The sequence below is a fragment of the Gemmatimonadales bacterium genome (assembly GCA_036265815.1).
Classification (GTDB): Bacteria; Gemmatimonadota; Gemmatimonadetes; order Gemmatimonadales; family GWC2-71-9; genus CAVVWJ01.
Genome location: DATAOI010000066.1, coordinates 1 through 16,493 on the forward strand (window position 1 = coordinate 1; position 16,493 = coordinate 16,493).

Below are 16,493 nucleotides of genomic sequence, written 5' to 3' on the forward strand. Positions count from 1 at the left end.
CGCCTTCTCGCGCTCTGTGTAGCCCGCGAACTCGACGACTTCCATTCGGTCGAGAAGCGGTCCAGGAATGTTTTGAATGAAATTGGCGGTTGCAATGAAAAGCACTTCGCTCAGGTCGAACGGGATTCCTAAATAGTGATCGGTGAAGTTGTCGTTCTGCGCCGGATCGAGCACCTCGAGCAGCGCGCTCGCCGGATCGCCCTGGAACGAGACGCCAAGCTTGTCCACTTCGTCGAGCAGGAAGACCGGGTTCTTGGTCCCGGCCTGCTTCATCCCCTGGATGATCCGGCCCGCCATGGCGCCGACGTAGGTGCGTCGATGCCCCCGGATGTCGGCCTCATCCCTGGCACCACCCAGCGAGATGCGGACGTACTTCCGTCCCATCGCCCGGGCGATCGACTTGGCCACCGAGGTCTTGCCGACGCCGGGGGGGCCCACGAAGAGGAGAATGGGACCCTTGGCCCGGTCGTCCGGGTTCCCCGCGACGTTGGGCGCCGGCACCGTGGCGGTGGCGGCGGGGACGTCGGTGGCCTCGCCGGCGGCTACCTCCTCGGCCTTCTGTTCCGCACGGCCGTCCGGCCCGTCGGCGGCGCGCTCGGCGGCTTCCTGCTGCATCCGGAGCTGCCGCACGGCCAAGAACTCCAGCACCCGGTCCTTGACGTCGCCCAGGGCATAGTGATCCTCGTCCAGGATCTTCTGCGCCTCGTGCAGCTCGAGATGCTCCTTGCTGCGGACGTTCCAGGGCAGCTCGACGATGTTCTCCAGGAAGGTGCGGATGACCTGCGACTCCATCGACTCGCGGCCGATCCGGCTCAGCCGGTTGAGCTCGCGGTCGACCTCCTTGCGTGCCTCGGCGGGGAGCTCCAGGGCCTCGAGACTCTCCCGCAGCTCCTGCAGGTCGTCCCGCTCGTCGCCCTCACCCAGCTCCCGCTGGATGGTCTTGAGCTGCTCGCGGAGGAACATCTCCCGCTGCCGCTCGCCCAACTCCTCCTGGACCTGGGATTTGATGTCCTCCTGCGCGTCGAGCACCCCGATCTGGCGCTGGACGTGGACCAGCACCCGCCGGAGCCGCTCCTCGACGCTGAGCGTTTCCAGCAGCATCTGGCGCTGCGCCGGAGTGATGTCGATGTATCCCGCCACCAGGTCGGCAAACTTCCCGGCCTCGTTGACGCCGGCCAGCACCTGCTGGACGACCTCGTCGGGGAGGCCTGACTTCTGTCCCAGCTCGGCGGCGCGGGCCCGGGCCTCCCGGTGCAAGGCTACGAAGGCCGGATCCTCCGGGCTCAGCGGCAGCATCTCCTCCGCCTCGCGGACGATCGTCTGGAGATAGCCTTCCTTGTCACTGTAGTGAATGGCGATGCCTCGCCGCTCCCCGTGCAGCAGGAGCTGCATCCCGGACAATCCGCGCTGGAGCTGTCCGATGCGGGCGATGGTCCCGATGGTGTAGAGCACCTCGGAAGTGACGCTCTCCACGTTTTGCCGTTGGGATACGGCGAAGACCAGGCGATCGGGTGTTGCCAGTGCCGCCTCGATCGCGCGAAGGGTGGCGGGGCGACCGGCCCCGATCGGTGCGGTGACACCCGGGAAGAGCACCACCTCGCGGAGGGGCAGGACGGGCAATGTCAGTCGTTCGGCCATGTTCGAAACTACTCCTTACCAGTCCCCGTGATCGGGGAAATGAAGCCGACATGAATTCGCGCCGTGTCTTGCACCCACCGTGCCACAGAGGGCTTCTTGCCGACGTTGCCCCACAACAACTTACGGACGCGGACGAGTTCCCGCTCGCGCAGATGGCAGGAGCACGGCGGCGCCCCTGTCGAAATCCCGAGTAAGGTGCTGCCAATTTGACTCCTGCGCCCGTCTCAGTGAGCATCGTCCTGGCTCTCAACCCTCGGCTTCGGTTGCCGCCGGAAGGGCGTGCGTACAGATTGTCTGCCATGCCTGGCAGCGTCCCTCGATGCCTCGTCCAGCACCTTCCCTCCATTCCCACACTGCAGAGGTGGCGCCGCGCATGACCGACCCGGCCGCGAAGCCGCTTCCCGCTCGCCTCGGCGAGGCGCTGGGAGACGCTTACACGATCGAGGGCGAGATCGGGCGGGGCGGCATGGGGGTGGTCTACCGGGCGCGCGACGAGCGGCTGCAACGCCGGGTGGCCATCAAGGTCCTGCCGCCGGAGCTGGCCTTTCAGCGCGATATCCGGGAGCGCTTCACCCGGGAGGCGCAGACGGCGGCCCGGCTCTCCCATCCCCATATCGTCCCGATCCACTCGGTCGGCGAGGGCGGCGGGCTGGTCTACTTCGTCATGGGGTACGTGGACGGAGAATCGGTCGCCGCCCGTATCCGGCGGCGCGGCCGGCTGCCGGTGGAGGAAGTGCGGCGAATCATGAAGGAAGCGGCCGATGCCCTGAGCGCCGCGCACGCGCTCTCGATCATCCACCGCGACATCAAGCCGGACAACATCCTGCTCGAGGGCACCCGTGGGCGGGTCATGGTCACCGATTTTGGCATCGCCAAGGCGCTGTCCTCCACTTCCGCCGCCACGCTCACTGGCGCGGGGGTGGCCATCGGAACGCCGGCCTTCATGAGCCCGGAGCAGGCGGCCGGCGAGCGCGAGATCGACGGCCGCTCGGACGTGTATAGTCTCGGCATCGTCGCCTACCAGATGCTCACCGGCGAGCTCCCCTTCAACGCGCCGACGGTGGCTGGCATCCTGATGAAGCAGATCACCGAGCCCGCCCCCGACCTCCGGGCCAAGCGGGGTGACGCCCCGGATGACCTGGCGCTCGCGGTGACCCGCTGCCTTGAGAAAGATCCCGAGAACCGGTGGCCCAGCGCCGACGCGCTTCGACGTGCCCTGGAGAGCCGCACGGTCTCGGGCTACCGTCCGACCGGCTCCGGATGGAAGTCGCGCCCGGCAGAGGGCCAGCGACCCGTCCCAGTCGGCGAGCGGCCGCGCGGTGGCTTCGAAGGCAGGCCGCTGGGCCGAGGCCGGCCGGTGCCGGCGCCGCGGGTGCCGGGCGCGCCCGACGTCAGGCGAGACTATCGCGGGCGGAGGGACCGCTCCGACGAGCTGCCGGTCCCCGATACCGGCGAGCCGCGGATCGTGCAGAAGGTCCGGGGACAGTTCGCCAGCTGGGCGGCCGTATCACTCGGCTGTATGGGCATCAACATCGCCACCGGCATCGACCACCCGTGGTTCCTGTTCCCGACCTTCGGCATGGGGCTGGGACTGCTCCGGAACTATGCCCAGCTCTGGCAGGCGGGCTACAGTTGGCGCGACGTTCTCAGTCGGCCTCCCGCCCCCGACGCGGTCGAGACCACGATGGTGAAAGGGGTGAGAGTTGCCCGCCAGCTCCCGCCGCCCACCGCCGAGGATTTCGGTGCCCAGCTCGCGGCCATCCAGCAGGTCCAGAGTGACCGCCAGGCCATCCTCAAGCTGATGGAGCGGCTGCCCGCCTCGGAGCGGAAGATGCTGCCCGAGATCCAGCAGACCGTTGACGGCCTGTACGAGCGGGCCACCGACCTGGCGCGGACACTCCACGCGATGGACAGCAATCTGGATGTGCAGGGGCTGGCCCAGATCGAGGAGCGGATCGCCGGCCTGGCCAAGGAGCCCGACGACCCGGAGCGGGCCCGCCGGCTCAATCTGCTCCAGCGCCAGCGGCAAACCATCATTGACCTGCGGGGACGGCGGAGCCAGGTGGCGAGTCACCTCGAGTCCTGCGTCCTGGCGATGCAGAACGTGCGATTCGATCTGCTGCGCCTGCGCTCGGCCGGGGTGGCCGCGGTCCTGGGCGACCTGACCCAGGCGACACAGCAGGCCAAGGCGCTCTCCCGAGACGTCGACAACGCCATCGCTGCCGCCGGGGAGATCCGGGAGGCGATGAAGTAGCCCGCTAGAACCGGGCGATCTCCTCCATCGCAGTGCGCAGCGTCTGGACCTGCGGCAGGATCACGTCCTCCACCTCCGGGGCATAGGCCACGAAGGTATCGGTGGCGGCGACCCGCTTCACCGGGGCGTCGAGCCAGGGGAACGCCTCGTCAGCGATCCGGGCCGCTATCTCGGCACCATACCCCCAAGAGAGCGAGTCTTCGTAGGCCACAATGGCCCGCCCGGTCTTCTGGACCGAGGCGTAGATCGTATCCCAGTCCACCGGCGAGAGGGAGCGGAGGTCGATCACCTCGACGCTGATCCCGCTGCTCTCCTCCACCTGTTTGGCCGCCCACAGCGTTCGCTGGACCAGAGCACCGTAGGTGACCACCGTCAGGTCGGATCCCTCCCGCACCAGCTTGGCCTTGCCCAGGGGAATCATGAAATTGGGACCCGGATTGGGCGCCTTGTTGTAGGTCTGCCGGTAGAGGTGCTTGTGCTCCAGGAAGAGCACCGGGTCGTCCGACCGGATGGCGGTGCGCAGCAGGCCATTGGCGTCCAGCGCGTTGGAGGGGCAGACCACCCGGAATCCGGGCACGCCGGTGAAGACCGCGGCCCCGGTCTGGGAGTGGTACACCGACCCGCCCCTCAGATATCCGCCGTAGGTGACCCGCACGACGACCGGCGCAGAGAAGGCGTTGTTGGAGCGCCAGCGGATCAGCGCCAGCTCGTTGCGGAGCTGCATGTACGCCGGCCAGATGTAGTCGAAGAACTGGATCTCGACCACCGGCTTGAGTCCCCGAGTCGCCAGCCCGATCGCCCGGCCGATAATATTGGCCTCGGCCAGCGGCGAGTTGTACACTCGCGCGCTGCCGAAGGCGCGCTGGAGACCCCAGGTGACCTTGAAGACTCCTCCTTTGCCCTTGACCTCGGCGAGACTGCCCTCCCGGCTGCAATCCGCGACGTCCTCACCGAACACCACGATCCGAGGATCGCGGGCCATCTCGTCCCGGAGGCAGATGTTGAGGAGATCGACCATGGTGGTCGGATCGCCGGCGAAGCGGGGATCGTCTTCGGTATCGAACTGCTCCGAGGTCGGGTCCACGTCGGGCGAGTAGACGTAGTGGTAGACGGTATCCGTGCCCGGCTGGGGCGAGGCCAGCGCGACCTCGGTGGCCACCTGCACCTCTTCCGTCACCTGCTGCACCACCAGGTCGAGCTCCGCCTGGGAGGCGATGCCCTGCTCCAGGAGGTAGCCGGAGAAGCGGGTCAGCGGGTCGCGCTCGGCGTCGGCCTTGCGCTCCGCCGGGGTGCGGTACTGGACCTCATCGTCGGAGAGGGAGTGGCTGTAGGGACGAATCACGTGGGCATGGACCAGCGCCGGGCCTTTGCGGGCGCGGACGTACTCCACGGCCTTGCTCACGACGTCGTACGACGCCAGCACATCGCAGCCGTCCACCTCCTGGATCAGCAGTCCGGGGAAGCCGGTGAGCAGCCGGGAGATGGAGCCGCCCGCCGTATTCACCTCCACCGGCACCGAGATGGCGTACCCGTTGTCCTCCACCAGAAAGACGACGGGCAGCTTAAGATTGGTGGCGGTGTTGAGCGCCTCCCAGAACTCGCCCTCGCTGGTGGTGCCTTCTCCAGTGGTGCAGAGCACCACCTCGTCGCCGTGGATCAGATCGTCGCGATCGGGAATGGCCTCGATGGTGGAATAGCGCAGCCAGGCCTCCGCGCACCCCACCGCCTGAAGAAACTGGGTTCCGGTGGGACTCGAGGCGCTCACGATGTTGAGATCCTTGTGACCCCAGTGCGACGGCATCTGGCGCCCGCCGGAATTGGGATCGTCCGCCGCACCCACGGCGGAGAGCAGCTGCTCGGTGGCCGTCATCCCCAGACCGAGACAGAGCGCGCGATCGCGGTAGTAGGTGTAGAACCAATCGTAGGCCGGGCGGAAGATCTTGGACGCGGCGGCCAGCACCCCCTCGTGCCCCGCGCCGGAGATCTGGAAGAAGATGCGGTTCTGCCGCTTGAGCTGGATTTCCTTGTCGTCGATCCGCCGCGCGAGCAGCATGATGCGGTAGAGGTCGAGCAGGTCCGCCTTCTCCAGCTTGGCAGACGCCCGGGCGCGGGTGGTGGTGCGTGTGGCCATCGTACTCGGGGAAAAGGGTCGCGGTCGCCAGCTACCGGGAACGACCGGAAGATAGCTCCCCGAGCGGGGGCCTAGCGAGTTTCGGTGCCAGCCCGATGGCCAGTCGCACACCCGCCGTCAGCCCGATCAGCGTCGTAGTTGCACGCTACTTTGCTTGATATACGACACGTCCACCCACGACGGTCGCCCGCACCGCCGCCCGCTCGATGGCTTCCGGTGGAATGCGGGTCAGATCCTGGTCCAGCAGGACGAGGTCCGCCTTGCGGCCCGGCAGGAGCCGCCCCCGAGTGCGCTCGGCGAAAACGCCGTACGCGTTTCCCGAGGTGTAGGCCCGCAGCGCTTCCTCGACCGTGATCTTCTGCTCGGGGATCCAGCCGCCGGGGTGTTTTCCGTCCAGCGTCCGCCGGGTCACGGCGGCGTAGATCCCCAGCAGCGGATCCATCGGCGCCACGGTCCAGTCGGAGCCGAAGCCCAGATGAGCCCCGGCGTTCAGCAACGAGCGAAAGACGTACATGTTCCGGACCCGCTCCGGGCCGACCCGCTTCTCGGCCCAGCGTCCGTCGTCGATGGCGTGGTACGGCTGCATGGAGGCAACCGCGCCGAGCGCAGCCAGCCGGGCCACGTCTTGCCGGCGGAGGTGCTGGGCGTGCTCGATGCGGAAGCGGCGGTCGCGCGGCCCGTGGGCGCGGGCGACGCTGTCGTAGATGGAGAGGAGGAGTCCGGTGGCGCGCTCGCCGATGGCGTGCACGGCCACCTGAAGACCCGCGGAGTCCGCGCCTCCGATCCGGGCCCGGAGCGAGTCCTCCGGCGTGACCAGCAAGCCACGGGTTTCCGGTGCGTCCACATAGGGCTCATAGAACAGAGCGGTGGTGGATCCCAGCGAGCCATCGACATAGCCTTTGACCCCATCCACCCGGAGCCAATCGTCTCCGGGGCCGTCGGCGCGGACCGTGTCGGCCATGAGCCGCCAATCCTCCAGGGGCACGTACACGGCCACCCGGGTGAGCAGCCGGCCGGCGGCGCGGGCGCGCTTGAGGGCTGCCAGCTCGTACCAGGGTACCGACAGGTCAGCCACCGCGGTGACTCCCTTGCCTGCGGCCCAGCGTGTGGCGCGCGCGATGGCCGAGTCGGATTGACTGGTGGAGGGAATGGGGATCGCGGCGTACATGGGGGTCTGGGCTTCGTCTTTGAGGATCCCGGTGGGCTCGCCCCCGGAGTCCCGCACGATGGTGCCACCGGCAATATCACGGGTGGAGCGGCTGATGCCGGCCAGCTTGAGCGCGAGGCCGTTGGCGAGGCCCATGTGGCCGTCGAGCCGGTTGACGTACACCGGATTGTTCGGGGTAACCGAATCGATCCAGCGCCGCTCCGGCAGCGGTGACCCGGGCCAGCGCTCGTGATCCCAATCGCCCCCCAGAATCCACTCCCCGGGGTGCAGTGTCCCGGCGTAGGTTTTGAGCCGGGCGATGAACTCGGCGGGGGAATCGGAGCTGCGCAGGTCAACGCTGATGAGCTGGAACCCACCGCTCAGGAAGTGCACGTGGCCGTCCATGAAGCCGGGCACCACCATCCCCCGGCCGTTGGCAAGCGCCCGGGTGGAAGGGCTCGCCATGCGCGCGATCCGTGCGCTGTCTCCCACCGCCACCACCGTGTCGCCCGCGACGGCCACCGCGCCGGCCCACGGCGAAGCGGAGTCCCCGGTCCAGACCCGTCCGTATACGATCAGATCGGGTGGACTGGTCGAGGAGGTGCCCCGCCATGCGAAGAGACCGATCAACCCGATGAGCGAGGACCCGAGCAAGGCGGCGAGGCGCGTCATGGGCCTTCTCAGCGGAGTTTGGTGAGACGTCGGATGGCCTCGAGTTGCTCCAGAGCGCTGCCGCCGGAGGCCGCCGGGGCAACCGAGAAGAGGTCGCGAATGTCGAGCAGGATCTCCAGCATCAACTGGTCCCGCATGTAGGCGCTCTCGATGTCGATCATGCGGCCGGCGTCCTCGGTGGCTTTGGCACGGTCATAGGACTCGCGATAGATCGACTCGAGATTGGCGAGGATGCGTTCGCGCGGGCGCATGCGGTCGAGTCCGGAGTGCGGGAAACACCTTCGGGGAGCGGTGCCCAATACTAGCGGTGCCCTATACTAATCTGAGGCCCGCAGCGCTGGTACCGAAGCGTGGTCACGGGCTTTGCCCCGCGACTCCGCGCCCGCCCGCCGACCGGAGAGCTGCGGTACCGGCGCCTCACCGGTGTGGTCTGCCCTCGTCGCCCACTCGAATCCGAGCCAGGTCTTCATTCTTCAAGCTGATGCAGGACAGCAGATTGCTAGCCTACCACCGACTGGCACGCGCCCTGCCAACTCGCCCCCCAATGCCACCCCACTCGTCATTCGGCTCACCAACCCGCTCGGGCTTCGGCCTGGTCGAGTTCAGCCTCGCCTTGATCCTGCTCGGCGTACTCGCGCTCATCGGAATTCCGCGAATGGGACGGGCCACGGCGCGCCACCGGGTCGATCTGGCAACCGCCCTGGTGGCGTCCGACTTGGAGAAGGCGATCGACCTCGCCAGGCGGGAGGGGAAGCCCCTCCGGATCGCGTGCAGTTGTGAGAGCGCCACCTATCAAGTGACCGAGCGGTCGGGCGGGGCGCTCCGCCTGACCCGCCGGCTGACCGACAGCACCTACGCGGTGGAGGGCCTCGCTTTCTCGACCACGCCGGTCGAGATCCTCCCCTCTGGGATCGCCTCCGCACCGGACACCATCACCGTCTCCGCCGGCGACTACGCGCGCCGCCTCCTCCTCTCCCGGAGTGGGGTAAAGATTCTCCCATAGGCTGGACCCCTCGTGTGGCGCTATCGATCGGGAGCGATGGCGCGATGTCATTCCTCCTCTCCCGCGATATACTTCCCGCTTGCTCTCCGTACCCGATCTTCGCCCCGAGCAACGCTCATGGCACTCACAGGCAGGTCCGTTCTCTTCTTTGCCGGCCCACTCTACGAGGACCTCGAGCTCTGGTATCCCAAGATCAGGCTGGAGGAGGAGGGGGCGCGCACCGTGGTCGCGGGAACCGGCGAGAAGACCTACCAGGGCAAGCGGGGATATCCGCTCACCGTGGACACCAGCGTCGACCTGATTTCGGCCGCGGAGTTCGACGGTCTGGTGATCCCGGGCGGCTACGCCCCGGATATCATGCGCCGGTCGAAGAAGCTGCTTCAGCTCACCCGGGAAATCTTCGAGGCAGGGAAGCCGGTCGCGTTCATCTGCCACGCGGGCTGGGTGCCGATCTCCGCCGGGATCGTGCGGGGCAAGCGGGGCACCAGCGTCGGCGCCATCAAGGACGATCTGGTCAACGCCGGCATGCTGTGGGAGGACAGCCCGGTAGTGGTGGACGGGAATCTGATCTCTTCGCGCACCCCGGCAGACCTGCCTCAGTTCATGCGAGCGCTGATCCAGGCCCTGGGCGGTCGCTGACGTGTCGCTCAAGGACGCGCAACGTCGGGTCGACGGCTGGATCGGCCAGTTCGAGGAGGGCTACTTCCATCCGCTCACCAATCTGGCCCGCCTCGCCGAGGAGGTCGGGGAGCTGGCCCGGGAGGTGAACCACCGGTTCGGTCAGAAGACGAAGAAGAGCGATGAAGCGGAGGGAGATCTGGCGATGGAGATGGCGGACATCCTCTTCGTCCTCATCTGCATGGCCAATCGCGAGGGGATCGATCTCGAGCGCGCGTTCGACCGGATGATGGAGAAGGTGGAGCGGCGGGACGCGGATCGGTGGACTCGGAAGCCGTAGCCGTCACTCCCAGTCCTCCGGGGCGGTCTCCAGCTCCTCCAGCAGCACCAGGTAGCTCACCAGCCGGTCGGCGTCGACGTTCCCTTCCGACACGGCGGCCCGGATCCGGCAGCCCGGCTCGGACCGGTGCCGGCAGTCGGCGTACCTGCACTCGCCGATGTAGGGCCGAAAATCCGGGAAGCAGCTGTCCAGCTGCTTGGGATCGATACCCCAGAGACCCACCTCGCTGAACCCTGGCGTGTCCACCAGGTAGCCGCCGGCCTCCAGTGGGACCATCACCGCCGATACGGTGGTGTTCTTGCCCCGGCGACCCTTGGCGCTGATCTCGCCGATGCGGAGCCGGAGGCCCGGCTGGATCTGGTTGAGCAGGGTCGATTTTCCCGCGCCGGAGGGTCCGGTCACGACCGAGGTCCGGCCAGCCAGCGCGGCGCGCAAGGCGTCGATACCCTCCCCGCTACGGGCACTGGTGCAGTAGACGGTGTACCCGGCTCGTCTGCACCGCTCCGTGAGCGCGCCGGCAGGCGCGAGATCGACCTTGTTCACCACCACACCCGCGGGGATCTCGTTGGCTTCGGCCACTACCAGGAGCCGGTCCAGCAGCTGGGGAATCGGTGCGGGGTCGGCCGCGGCGGTGACCACGAAGACCTGGTCGATATTGGCGGCGACCGGCCGGGTTCCCCGTCCCTCGGGTCTCCGTCGCTCGAGCAGCGTGGTCCGGGCCTCGACTCCGATGATCCCGTTGAGCGCGCCACTGGGTTCGGGCTCGAGCCGCACCCGGTCGCCCACCACGACGTGCGGCAGGCCCCGCTTGGCGCGACCGGTGAGCACCGCCCGAACCTCGCCGGCTCCGGTGGCGATCCGGTACACCGCACCGTCTCGCTCCAGCACGGTGCCGAGAATGCCGCTCACCACTCCGCGGGTGCGCGGGTGATCGCCTCGTCCAGCGCGGCCTTCACGTCGAACAGCGACAGGCCTTTGAGTCGCTCGGCGGCGGCCTCCGGAGTCTTGCCCCAGGCGAGCGTCTCGGTCTCCAGGTGCCCCGTGGGCCGGTCCCCCGCGGGGGACCAGCGGACGAAGAGCAGCGCGGCGCCGTAGAGACCCCGGAGATCGGGCTCGTCCTCCACATAGATGGCCACCGAATAGGCCTGGCCGTCGCTCCCGCCGAAGGCGGCGGCGCGATCGTGCTTCTCCATGTAGCCGCCCAGCGTCAGCTCGCTCACCGTCCTGGCACCGACTCCCGTACGACATTGCCCAGCAGGAACGCGATATTGGCGGGCCGCTCGGCCAGCCGCCGCATCAGGTAAGGATACCACTGGGTGCCGAAGGGGATGTAGACCCGAAGGTTGTGTCCGGCCCGCCGGAGCTGCTCCTGCAGATCGCGCCGGACCCCATACAGCATCTGGAACTCGTAGCGCTCGTTACCGATGCGCTGCCGCCGCACGAACTCGCGAGCGTGCCCAAGGATCGCCTCGTCGTGGGTGGCGATGCCCGGATAGTTGCCCCGCTGCAGCAGCCGCTCCATCAGGCGCAGAAAGTTCCGGTCCACGTCCGCCTTCTCAGAAAAGGCGACGGCCGGCGGCTCCAGGTAGGCACCCTTGCAGAGACGCACCCGGGCGTTCATCCCGATCAGCTCCTCGATGTCGCGCTCGGAGCGGCGCAGCATGGCCTGGATCACCACGCCGCAGTGGGCGCCGTAGGATCCGAACAGCCGCTGGGCAAAGAAGTCCAGCGTCCGCTGGGTGTAGGCCGAGCCTTCCATGTCGAGCCGCACGAATCCGCGCAGCGCCTTGGCCTTGTCCAGGATCCTGGTCATGTTGGCGGCGCAGAGCTCTTCGCTGATGTCGAGCCCCATCTGGGTCAGCTTGACCGAGACATTCACCTCGACCCCGCTCGCGGCCATGCAGTCCAGCATTCGCAGGTACTGATCTCGCGCCGCCGTGGCCTCGCTCTCCACCGTCACGCTCTCGCCCAGCAGGTCGAGCGACGCCGTGATGTCCCGGCGGCTCAGCACCTTCGCGGCCTCCACCGCCTCCTCGATCGTCTCACCCGCCACGAAACGGGATGCGAACCTGCGGGCGAGTCCGTTCCGGCGCACGAAGTTGAACACCCCGCGCCGCTCGGAGAGCCAGAGCAGTCCCTGACGCATGATCACGTTCGGCACCCCGTCGAAGCCGGTGGGGGGCGGCGGGGCCGCCCGAAATGGCTCCCGAAGGTAGCCGCTCGGCGGGGTGGAGTGTAGAGGCGGAATCGGATCGTCTCCGATCGTGAATCTTTATGCACCGGTGTGACTTACGTCACCTTGCGCCGGACCGGTTGCCGGTATCCTCTGCTGCAGCTCCTGGCAACGGACGAGGGCTAGATGACGGCACGTGGGCAACGAAAGCGCGCGCGGGTGGTGGACCCGTCTGACTCCGCCGAGGAGGCGGGGCTTCGGTATGTTAGCGATGCGGGCCCGGGCCTCCGACGCCGCCGAGCGGGGACGGGGTTCACCTACCAGGACGCCAGCGGGCGCCGGGTCACCGACCGCGCAACCCTGGCCCGGATCCGCTCGCTCGCGATTCCGCCGGCCTACACCGACGTCTGGATCTCGCCGTACCCGAACGGTCACCTCCAAGCCACCGGCCGGGACGCGCGAGGGCGGAAGCAATACCGTTACCACGCACGATGGCGAAAGGTGCGGGACGAAACCAAATTCGGCCGAATGCTGGCGTTCAGCCAGGCGCTTCCGCTCATCCGTGCTCGGGTCGAGCAGCACCTGAGCCGGCCCGGGCTGCCGCGGGACAAGGTCCTTGCGGCGGTCGTCCGGCTGCTCGAGCTCACCGGAATCCGCGTCGGCAACGACGAGTATGCGCGCACCAACCAGTCGTTCGGGCTCACCACGCTCCGAGACGACCACGTGGAAGTCTCGGGCTCGACCATGCGGTTCGAGTTCCGGGGCAAGAGCGGGAAACTCCACCAGGTATCGCTCAGCGACCGGCGGCTGGCGCGGATCGTGGCCCGTTGTCAGGCGCTCCCGGGGGAGGAGCTGTTCCAGTACGTAGATGACGAGGGGGTCCATCAGACGATCGGGTCCAGCGACGTGAACGACTATCTCCGGGAGGCCGCCGGCGAGGACTTCACGGCCAAGGACTTCCGCACCTGGTCAGGAACGCTGCTGGCGGCCGCTGCGCTGGAGGAGCTGGGACCCGCTGCCTCCGAGCGGGAGGGCAAATCGACCGTCGTGGCCGTGATCGACCGGGTGGCCGAACGGCTCAACAACACTCGAACGGTCTGCCGGAAGTACTACGTGCATCCGGCGGTCTTCGACGCGTATCTGGCGGGTAAGCTCCCCAAGGTGATGCCCAACGGGGCCCGGGCCAACGGGGCCCGGGCCAACGGGACCCGGTCCGCCGCCGCTAACGGTCTCCGGCCGGAAGAGCGGGGGCTGGTGCGTCTGCTCCGCCAGATGGCTTGAGCTGGAGCCTGCGTTCCGCACGCTGGGGCCTCCGCCACCGCCGCTAGTCGGGGGCCGGCTCCCCCGCCGTGAGCCGGTCGAGCGCCCGCAGCATCGTCTCCGCCTCCACCTCGAAGTGCGTCGCCGACCAGGCGGCGACGCCCGCGAGCAGGATGATCACCTGGGGCGACGCGTGCCGCACGCCGACCTGCTCCGCGATCCGCCGGGAGAGCGGCCGGTTCCCCACCACGTCGATCAGGTAGACCGGCACGTCGCGCTGCCGCCGGAGCGCACGGATCTCCTCGTAGGCCATGCTGCTGGTGGGGCAGATCGGGCTGTGCTTGTAGAGCACGGCGATGGGTGCCGCGAGCGCCGCGGCCAGTTCCGCCTCGTTGCCGATCGATGGCATCTGGGACACGATGCGAGGCTCGGTGGAGTTACGCGAGCCGCAGGCGCTCGAGCAGCCGGAGGAACCGCGGATCGGTCCGCAGCGGATCGAGCATTGGCTCCACCTTGAGGTACGCCAGCCAGCCCCGGCGCTCGGCGTAGGCCCGGTCGACCCACTCGAAGGCGGCGTCGGCGTTGCCCAACGCGGCGTACACCGTCGCGAACGCCACCGGCGAGACATATCGCTCCCGTGCCGTGGTCTCCAGCCCATCGAGCACCGCCTGGGCCTCTTCGGTCCGGCCCCGGGCGGCCGCCACCGCTCCCAGCCCCGCGATCGCCAGCGCGGGGCTGTCGGAGGAAGCGATCGCCTCGCGGAAGGCGGCGGCGGCCTCATCGAACATCCGGAGCTGCAGGTAGGCGAGACCCAGGAGGCGGTGGTTCTCTTCGGCGGTCGGATTCATGGCCAAGGCGCGGCGGAGCTGCTCGAGCGCATCCTCCGGGCGGCGAGCGTAGTGCAGCAGCCACCCCATGCTGCGCCGGATGGACACCGAGCCCGGGTCCAGCTCGATTGCCAGCCGCCCCTCCGCCAGGGCCGCCTCTGTCCGTCCCATGGCGACGAGGAACCAGGAGTACCACTGCCGGGCCACGGAGTAACGGGGGTTGAGCTCCAGGGCCCGCTGAAACTCCCGGCCGGCCTCCGCCCAATCCCAGTCATAGATGAAGGTCACCCACGCAAGCGACGTGTGGGCCTCTGCCAGCGTGTCGTCCAGCGCCAGTGCGCGCCTGGCCTCGACCTTGGCCCGTTCGAGGCCTTCCCGCACGGGGGCCCCCCGATAGTCGACCTGGAGGGCATAGGAATCCGACAGCCCGGTATAGGCGAGTGCGTACCCGGGATCTTCCTGGATGGCCTGCTCGAAATAACCGATCCCGTCAGCGATCGCCGCTTGGGTCCGCCGGTTCCACGAGTACCGCCCCTTCAGATAGAGGTTGTACGCCCGGATGTTCGTGGTGTATCGGACCGGCACCGGATCGGCCACATCCCCCAGCAAGGTGGAGCGGAGGGTGGCTACGATGGTCCGCGCGATCTCATCCTGGACGGCGAAGACGTCGGCCATCTCCCGGTCGTAGCGCTCGGACCAGAGAGCCCGGCCGTCCTGGGTGAGCTGCACCGAGATGCGGAGCCGGTTGCCCGACTTCCGCACCGATCCTTCGAGCACGGAGGTGACGTTGAGCCGGCGGCCCAGGGCGCGCACGTCTTCCTTGAGCCCCTTGAGGGCAAACACCGAGGTGCGGGAGGCGACCTGCAGGCCTTCCACCTTGGCCAGGGCTGTGATGATCTCTTCCGTCATGCCGTCGCTGAAATACTCGTTCTCGGGATCCGCGCTGGCATTGACGAAGGGGAGCACGGCAATGGTCGGGGCCAGGGCGGCTGCCCCTGCGGTGACTGCCGCCACGGCCTCCGGGGCCGGGTCCACCAGCGCGGCCATGAATTCCGTCATGGTGGAGAATCGATCGTCCGGCGACTTGGCCAGCGCCCGGGCGAGCGCCCGCTCGATCGCCGCCGGGGCGTTGGGCCGCAGGCTCCCGACCGGAACGGGGACTTCGATGGCGTGGCGGGCCATCGTTGCCCGGGGCCCGGTTCCCGCAAAGGGGGGCTCCCCAGCCAGCATTTCGAAGAGCACGCATGCCAGACTGTACTGGTCGGTGCGGCCGTCGAGCCCTGGCTCGGCGCTGGCCTGCTCCGGACTCATGTACGCCGGGGTGCCGACGGCAAGACCCCGGTCGGTAACGTAGGCGCTGTCCCCCGCCGCGGCCGTCAGAGCGGTCGCCACACCGAAGTCCGCCACGACGGGCTCGCCTTCCTGCAGCAGGATATTCTCCGGTTTGATGTCCCGGTGGATCACGTTCAGCCGGTGGGCGTAGGTGAGGGCGGCCCCGACGGCCCGGGTGATCCGAAGTGCAACATCGACCGGGAGTGGCCCCTCCCGCGTCAGGCGATCCCGGAGCGACTCACAGCCGGCATAGGGCATCACGAAGTACAGGAGCCCGTCGCACTCACCGGAGTCGTGCAGAGGGAGGATCTGGGGATGAGAGAGCCTGGCGGCGATCCGGATCTCTCGAAGGAACCGCTGGGGCTCGTACGCGCCGGGACGGGTGTCGGGGCGAAGCACCTTGATCGCCACCTTGCGGTCGTGCTTCACGTCCTTGGCCAGGTAGACCGTGGCGGTCCCGCCCCGGCCGATCTCCTCCTCGATCAGATAACGGTCGGAGAGGGCGGGGCGAAGGCGGTCGGTGATGTCGGACACGTCGCGATCAGTCTCCAGCCTCATAGATGTCAACACTGGCAGTGCGGGGCGCGCGTCCTCTCGCGTCATCTAAGGGAATCCTTCCGCGCTCTCTGCACAAGGCGGGAGTCCAGGGCAAGGTTCCCGGTCCCCACGCCAGTGTGAATGGTCCCGGAGGGGCGGGCGTGGCGGCAGCGGAAGCGGCAGAGGCAGAGGCAGAGGCGAACGAACATGGCCACATCAGATGGCCCACGAAGGGCGCGGCGGGTCTCCGGAGGCGGGTGGGTCATGCCAACGGCATTTCCCGATCCACCGGAGCCGGTCGCGGAGTCCAGCAGACCACCGGTCCCGACCTTGCGCGCCATTTTGGTCGATCCGGACCGGCTCCATCGGGAGCGGCTCCGGCGTCAGTTGGAGGCGGAGCAGGCCATTCAGGTGGTGGACGAGTGCGATACCGCACGTGAAGCGATCGAGGTCGGACAGCGGGCACGCGTCGACTTGGTGTTTCTGGAGACGGTCCTCCCGGACATGGATGGCTTCGAGCTCGCCCGGCTGCTCCGGGCCCACGTGCGCATCGGCCTGGTC

Annotated in this window: 15 protein-coding genes; 6 read left to right on the forward strand and 9 right to left on the reverse strand. The window is 68.3% G+C overall.

Features of this window, described 5'->3' with window-relative positions:
* The coding region (locus VHR41_14845; protein HEX3235474.1) for an LON peptidase substrate-binding domain-containing protein at positions 1-1,638 on the reverse strand (1,638 nt) is incomplete at its 3' end.
* 373 nt (positions 1,639-2,011) lie between these two features.
* Here VHR41_14845 and VHR41_14850 point away from each other — a divergent pair.
* A complete protein-coding gene (locus VHR41_14850) occupies positions 2,012-3,892 on the forward strand; it encodes a protein kinase (protein ID HEX3235475.1) in 1,881 nt (626 codons plus the stop codon).
* Between the two features lie 4 nt (positions 3,893-3,896).
* Here VHR41_14850 and VHR41_14855 read toward each other — a convergent pair whose 3' ends face one another.
* The 3 genes from VHR41_14855 to VHR41_14865 all read right to left on the reverse strand — a co-directional run bounded on the left by VHR41_14855 (position 3,897) and on the right by VHR41_14865 (position 8,093).
* Positions 3,897-6,023 carry a thiamine pyrophosphate-dependent enzyme gene (locus tag VHR41_14855; protein ID HEX3235476.1) on the reverse strand — a complete coding sequence of 709 codons (2,127 nt, stop codon included), beginning with the start codon at positions 6,021-6,023 and terminating at the stop codon, positions 3,897-3,899.
* Positions 6,024-6,168: 145 nt separating this feature from the next.
* Positions 6,169-7,842, reverse strand: a complete 1,674-nt coding sequence (locus tag VHR41_14860) for an amidohydrolase (GenBank protein HEX3235477.1) — start codon at positions 7,840-7,842, stop codon at positions 6,169-6,171.
* Positions 7,843-7,850: 8 nt separating this feature from the next.
* The gene (locus VHR41_14865; GenBank protein ID HEX3235478.1) at positions 7,851-8,093 is read right to left on the reverse strand and encodes a hypothetical protein; all 243 of its coding nucleotides are present in this window, start codon (positions 8,091-8,093) and stop codon (positions 7,851-7,853) included.
* A 293-nt stretch (positions 8,094-8,386) separates the two neighbouring features.
* On the opposite strand from VHR41_14865, the gene VHR41_14870 reads away from it, so the two are divergent.
* From VHR41_14870 to VHR41_14880, 3 genes are all read left to right on the forward strand, one after another.
* A complete protein-coding gene (locus tag VHR41_14870) occupies positions 8,387-8,845 on the forward strand; it encodes a GspH/FimT family pseudopilin (protein HEX3235479.1) in 459 nt (152 codons plus the stop codon).
* Positions 8,846-8,962: 117 nt separating this feature from the next.
* Positions 8,963-9,484, forward strand: coding sequence for a type 1 glutamine amidotransferase domain-containing protein (locus tag VHR41_14875; protein HEX3235480.1), 522 nt, complete (start codon positions 8,963-8,965; stop codon positions 9,482-9,484).
* A gap of 1 nt (position 9,485) precedes the next feature.
* Positions 9,486-9,803 carry a nucleotide pyrophosphohydrolase gene (locus VHR41_14880; protein HEX3235481.1) on the forward strand — a complete coding sequence of 106 codons (318 nt, stop codon included), beginning with the start codon at positions 9,486-9,488 and terminating at the stop codon, positions 9,801-9,803.
* Positions 9,804-9,806: 3 nt separating this feature from the next.
* Here VHR41_14880 and rsgA read toward each other — a convergent pair whose 3' ends face one another.
* Genes rsgA through VHR41_14895 form a run of 3 tightly spaced genes read right to left on the reverse strand, consistent with a single transcriptional unit; the run spans position 9,807 to position 11,949 of the window.
* Complete coding sequence (gene rsgA, locus VHR41_14885; protein ID HEX3235482.1) at positions 9,807-10,712, reverse strand: ribosome small subunit-dependent GTPase A; 906 nt, start codon at positions 10,710-10,712, stop codon at positions 9,807-9,809.
* Positions 10,709-11,023 carry a hypothetical protein gene (locus tag VHR41_14890; GenBank protein ID HEX3235483.1) on the reverse strand — a complete coding sequence of 105 codons (315 nt, stop codon included), beginning with the start codon at positions 11,021-11,023 and terminating at the stop codon, positions 10,709-10,711. The genes rsgA and VHR41_14890 overlap by 4 nt, the downstream gene beginning before the upstream one ends.
* Positions 11,020-11,949: a proline dehydrogenase family protein gene (locus tag VHR41_14895; protein HEX3235484.1), complete on the reverse strand. Its 930-nt coding sequence runs from the start codon at positions 11,947-11,949 to the stop codon at positions 11,020-11,022. The genes VHR41_14890 and VHR41_14895 overlap by 4 nt, the downstream gene beginning before the upstream one ends.
* A gap of 213 nt (positions 11,950-12,162) precedes the next feature.
* Between VHR41_14895 and VHR41_14900 the strand changes: the two genes are divergently transcribed.
* Complete coding sequence (locus VHR41_14900) at positions 12,163-13,257, forward strand: hypothetical protein (protein HEX3235485.1); 1,095 nt, start codon at positions 12,163-12,165, stop codon at positions 13,255-13,257.
* A 43-nt stretch (positions 13,258-13,300) separates the two neighbouring features.
* Here VHR41_14900 and VHR41_14905 read toward each other — a convergent pair whose 3' ends face one another.
* Positions 13,301-13,645 carry a monothiol bacilliredoxin BrxC family protein gene (locus VHR41_14905; protein ID HEX3235486.1) on the reverse strand — a complete coding sequence of 115 codons (345 nt, stop codon included), beginning with the start codon at positions 13,643-13,645 and terminating at the stop codon, positions 13,301-13,303.
* A gap of 28 nt (positions 13,646-13,673) precedes the next feature.
* Positions 13,674-15,953: a protein kinase gene (locus VHR41_14910; protein ID HEX3235487.1), complete on the reverse strand. Its 2,280-nt coding sequence runs from the start codon at positions 15,951-15,953 to the stop codon at positions 13,674-13,676.
* Between the two features lie 243 nt (positions 15,954-16,196).
* Between VHR41_14910 and VHR41_14915 the strand changes: the two genes are divergently transcribed.
* A partial coding sequence (locus tag VHR41_14915; GenBank protein ID HEX3235488.1) for a response regulator occupies positions 16,197-16,493 on the forward strand: 297 nt, incomplete at its 3' end.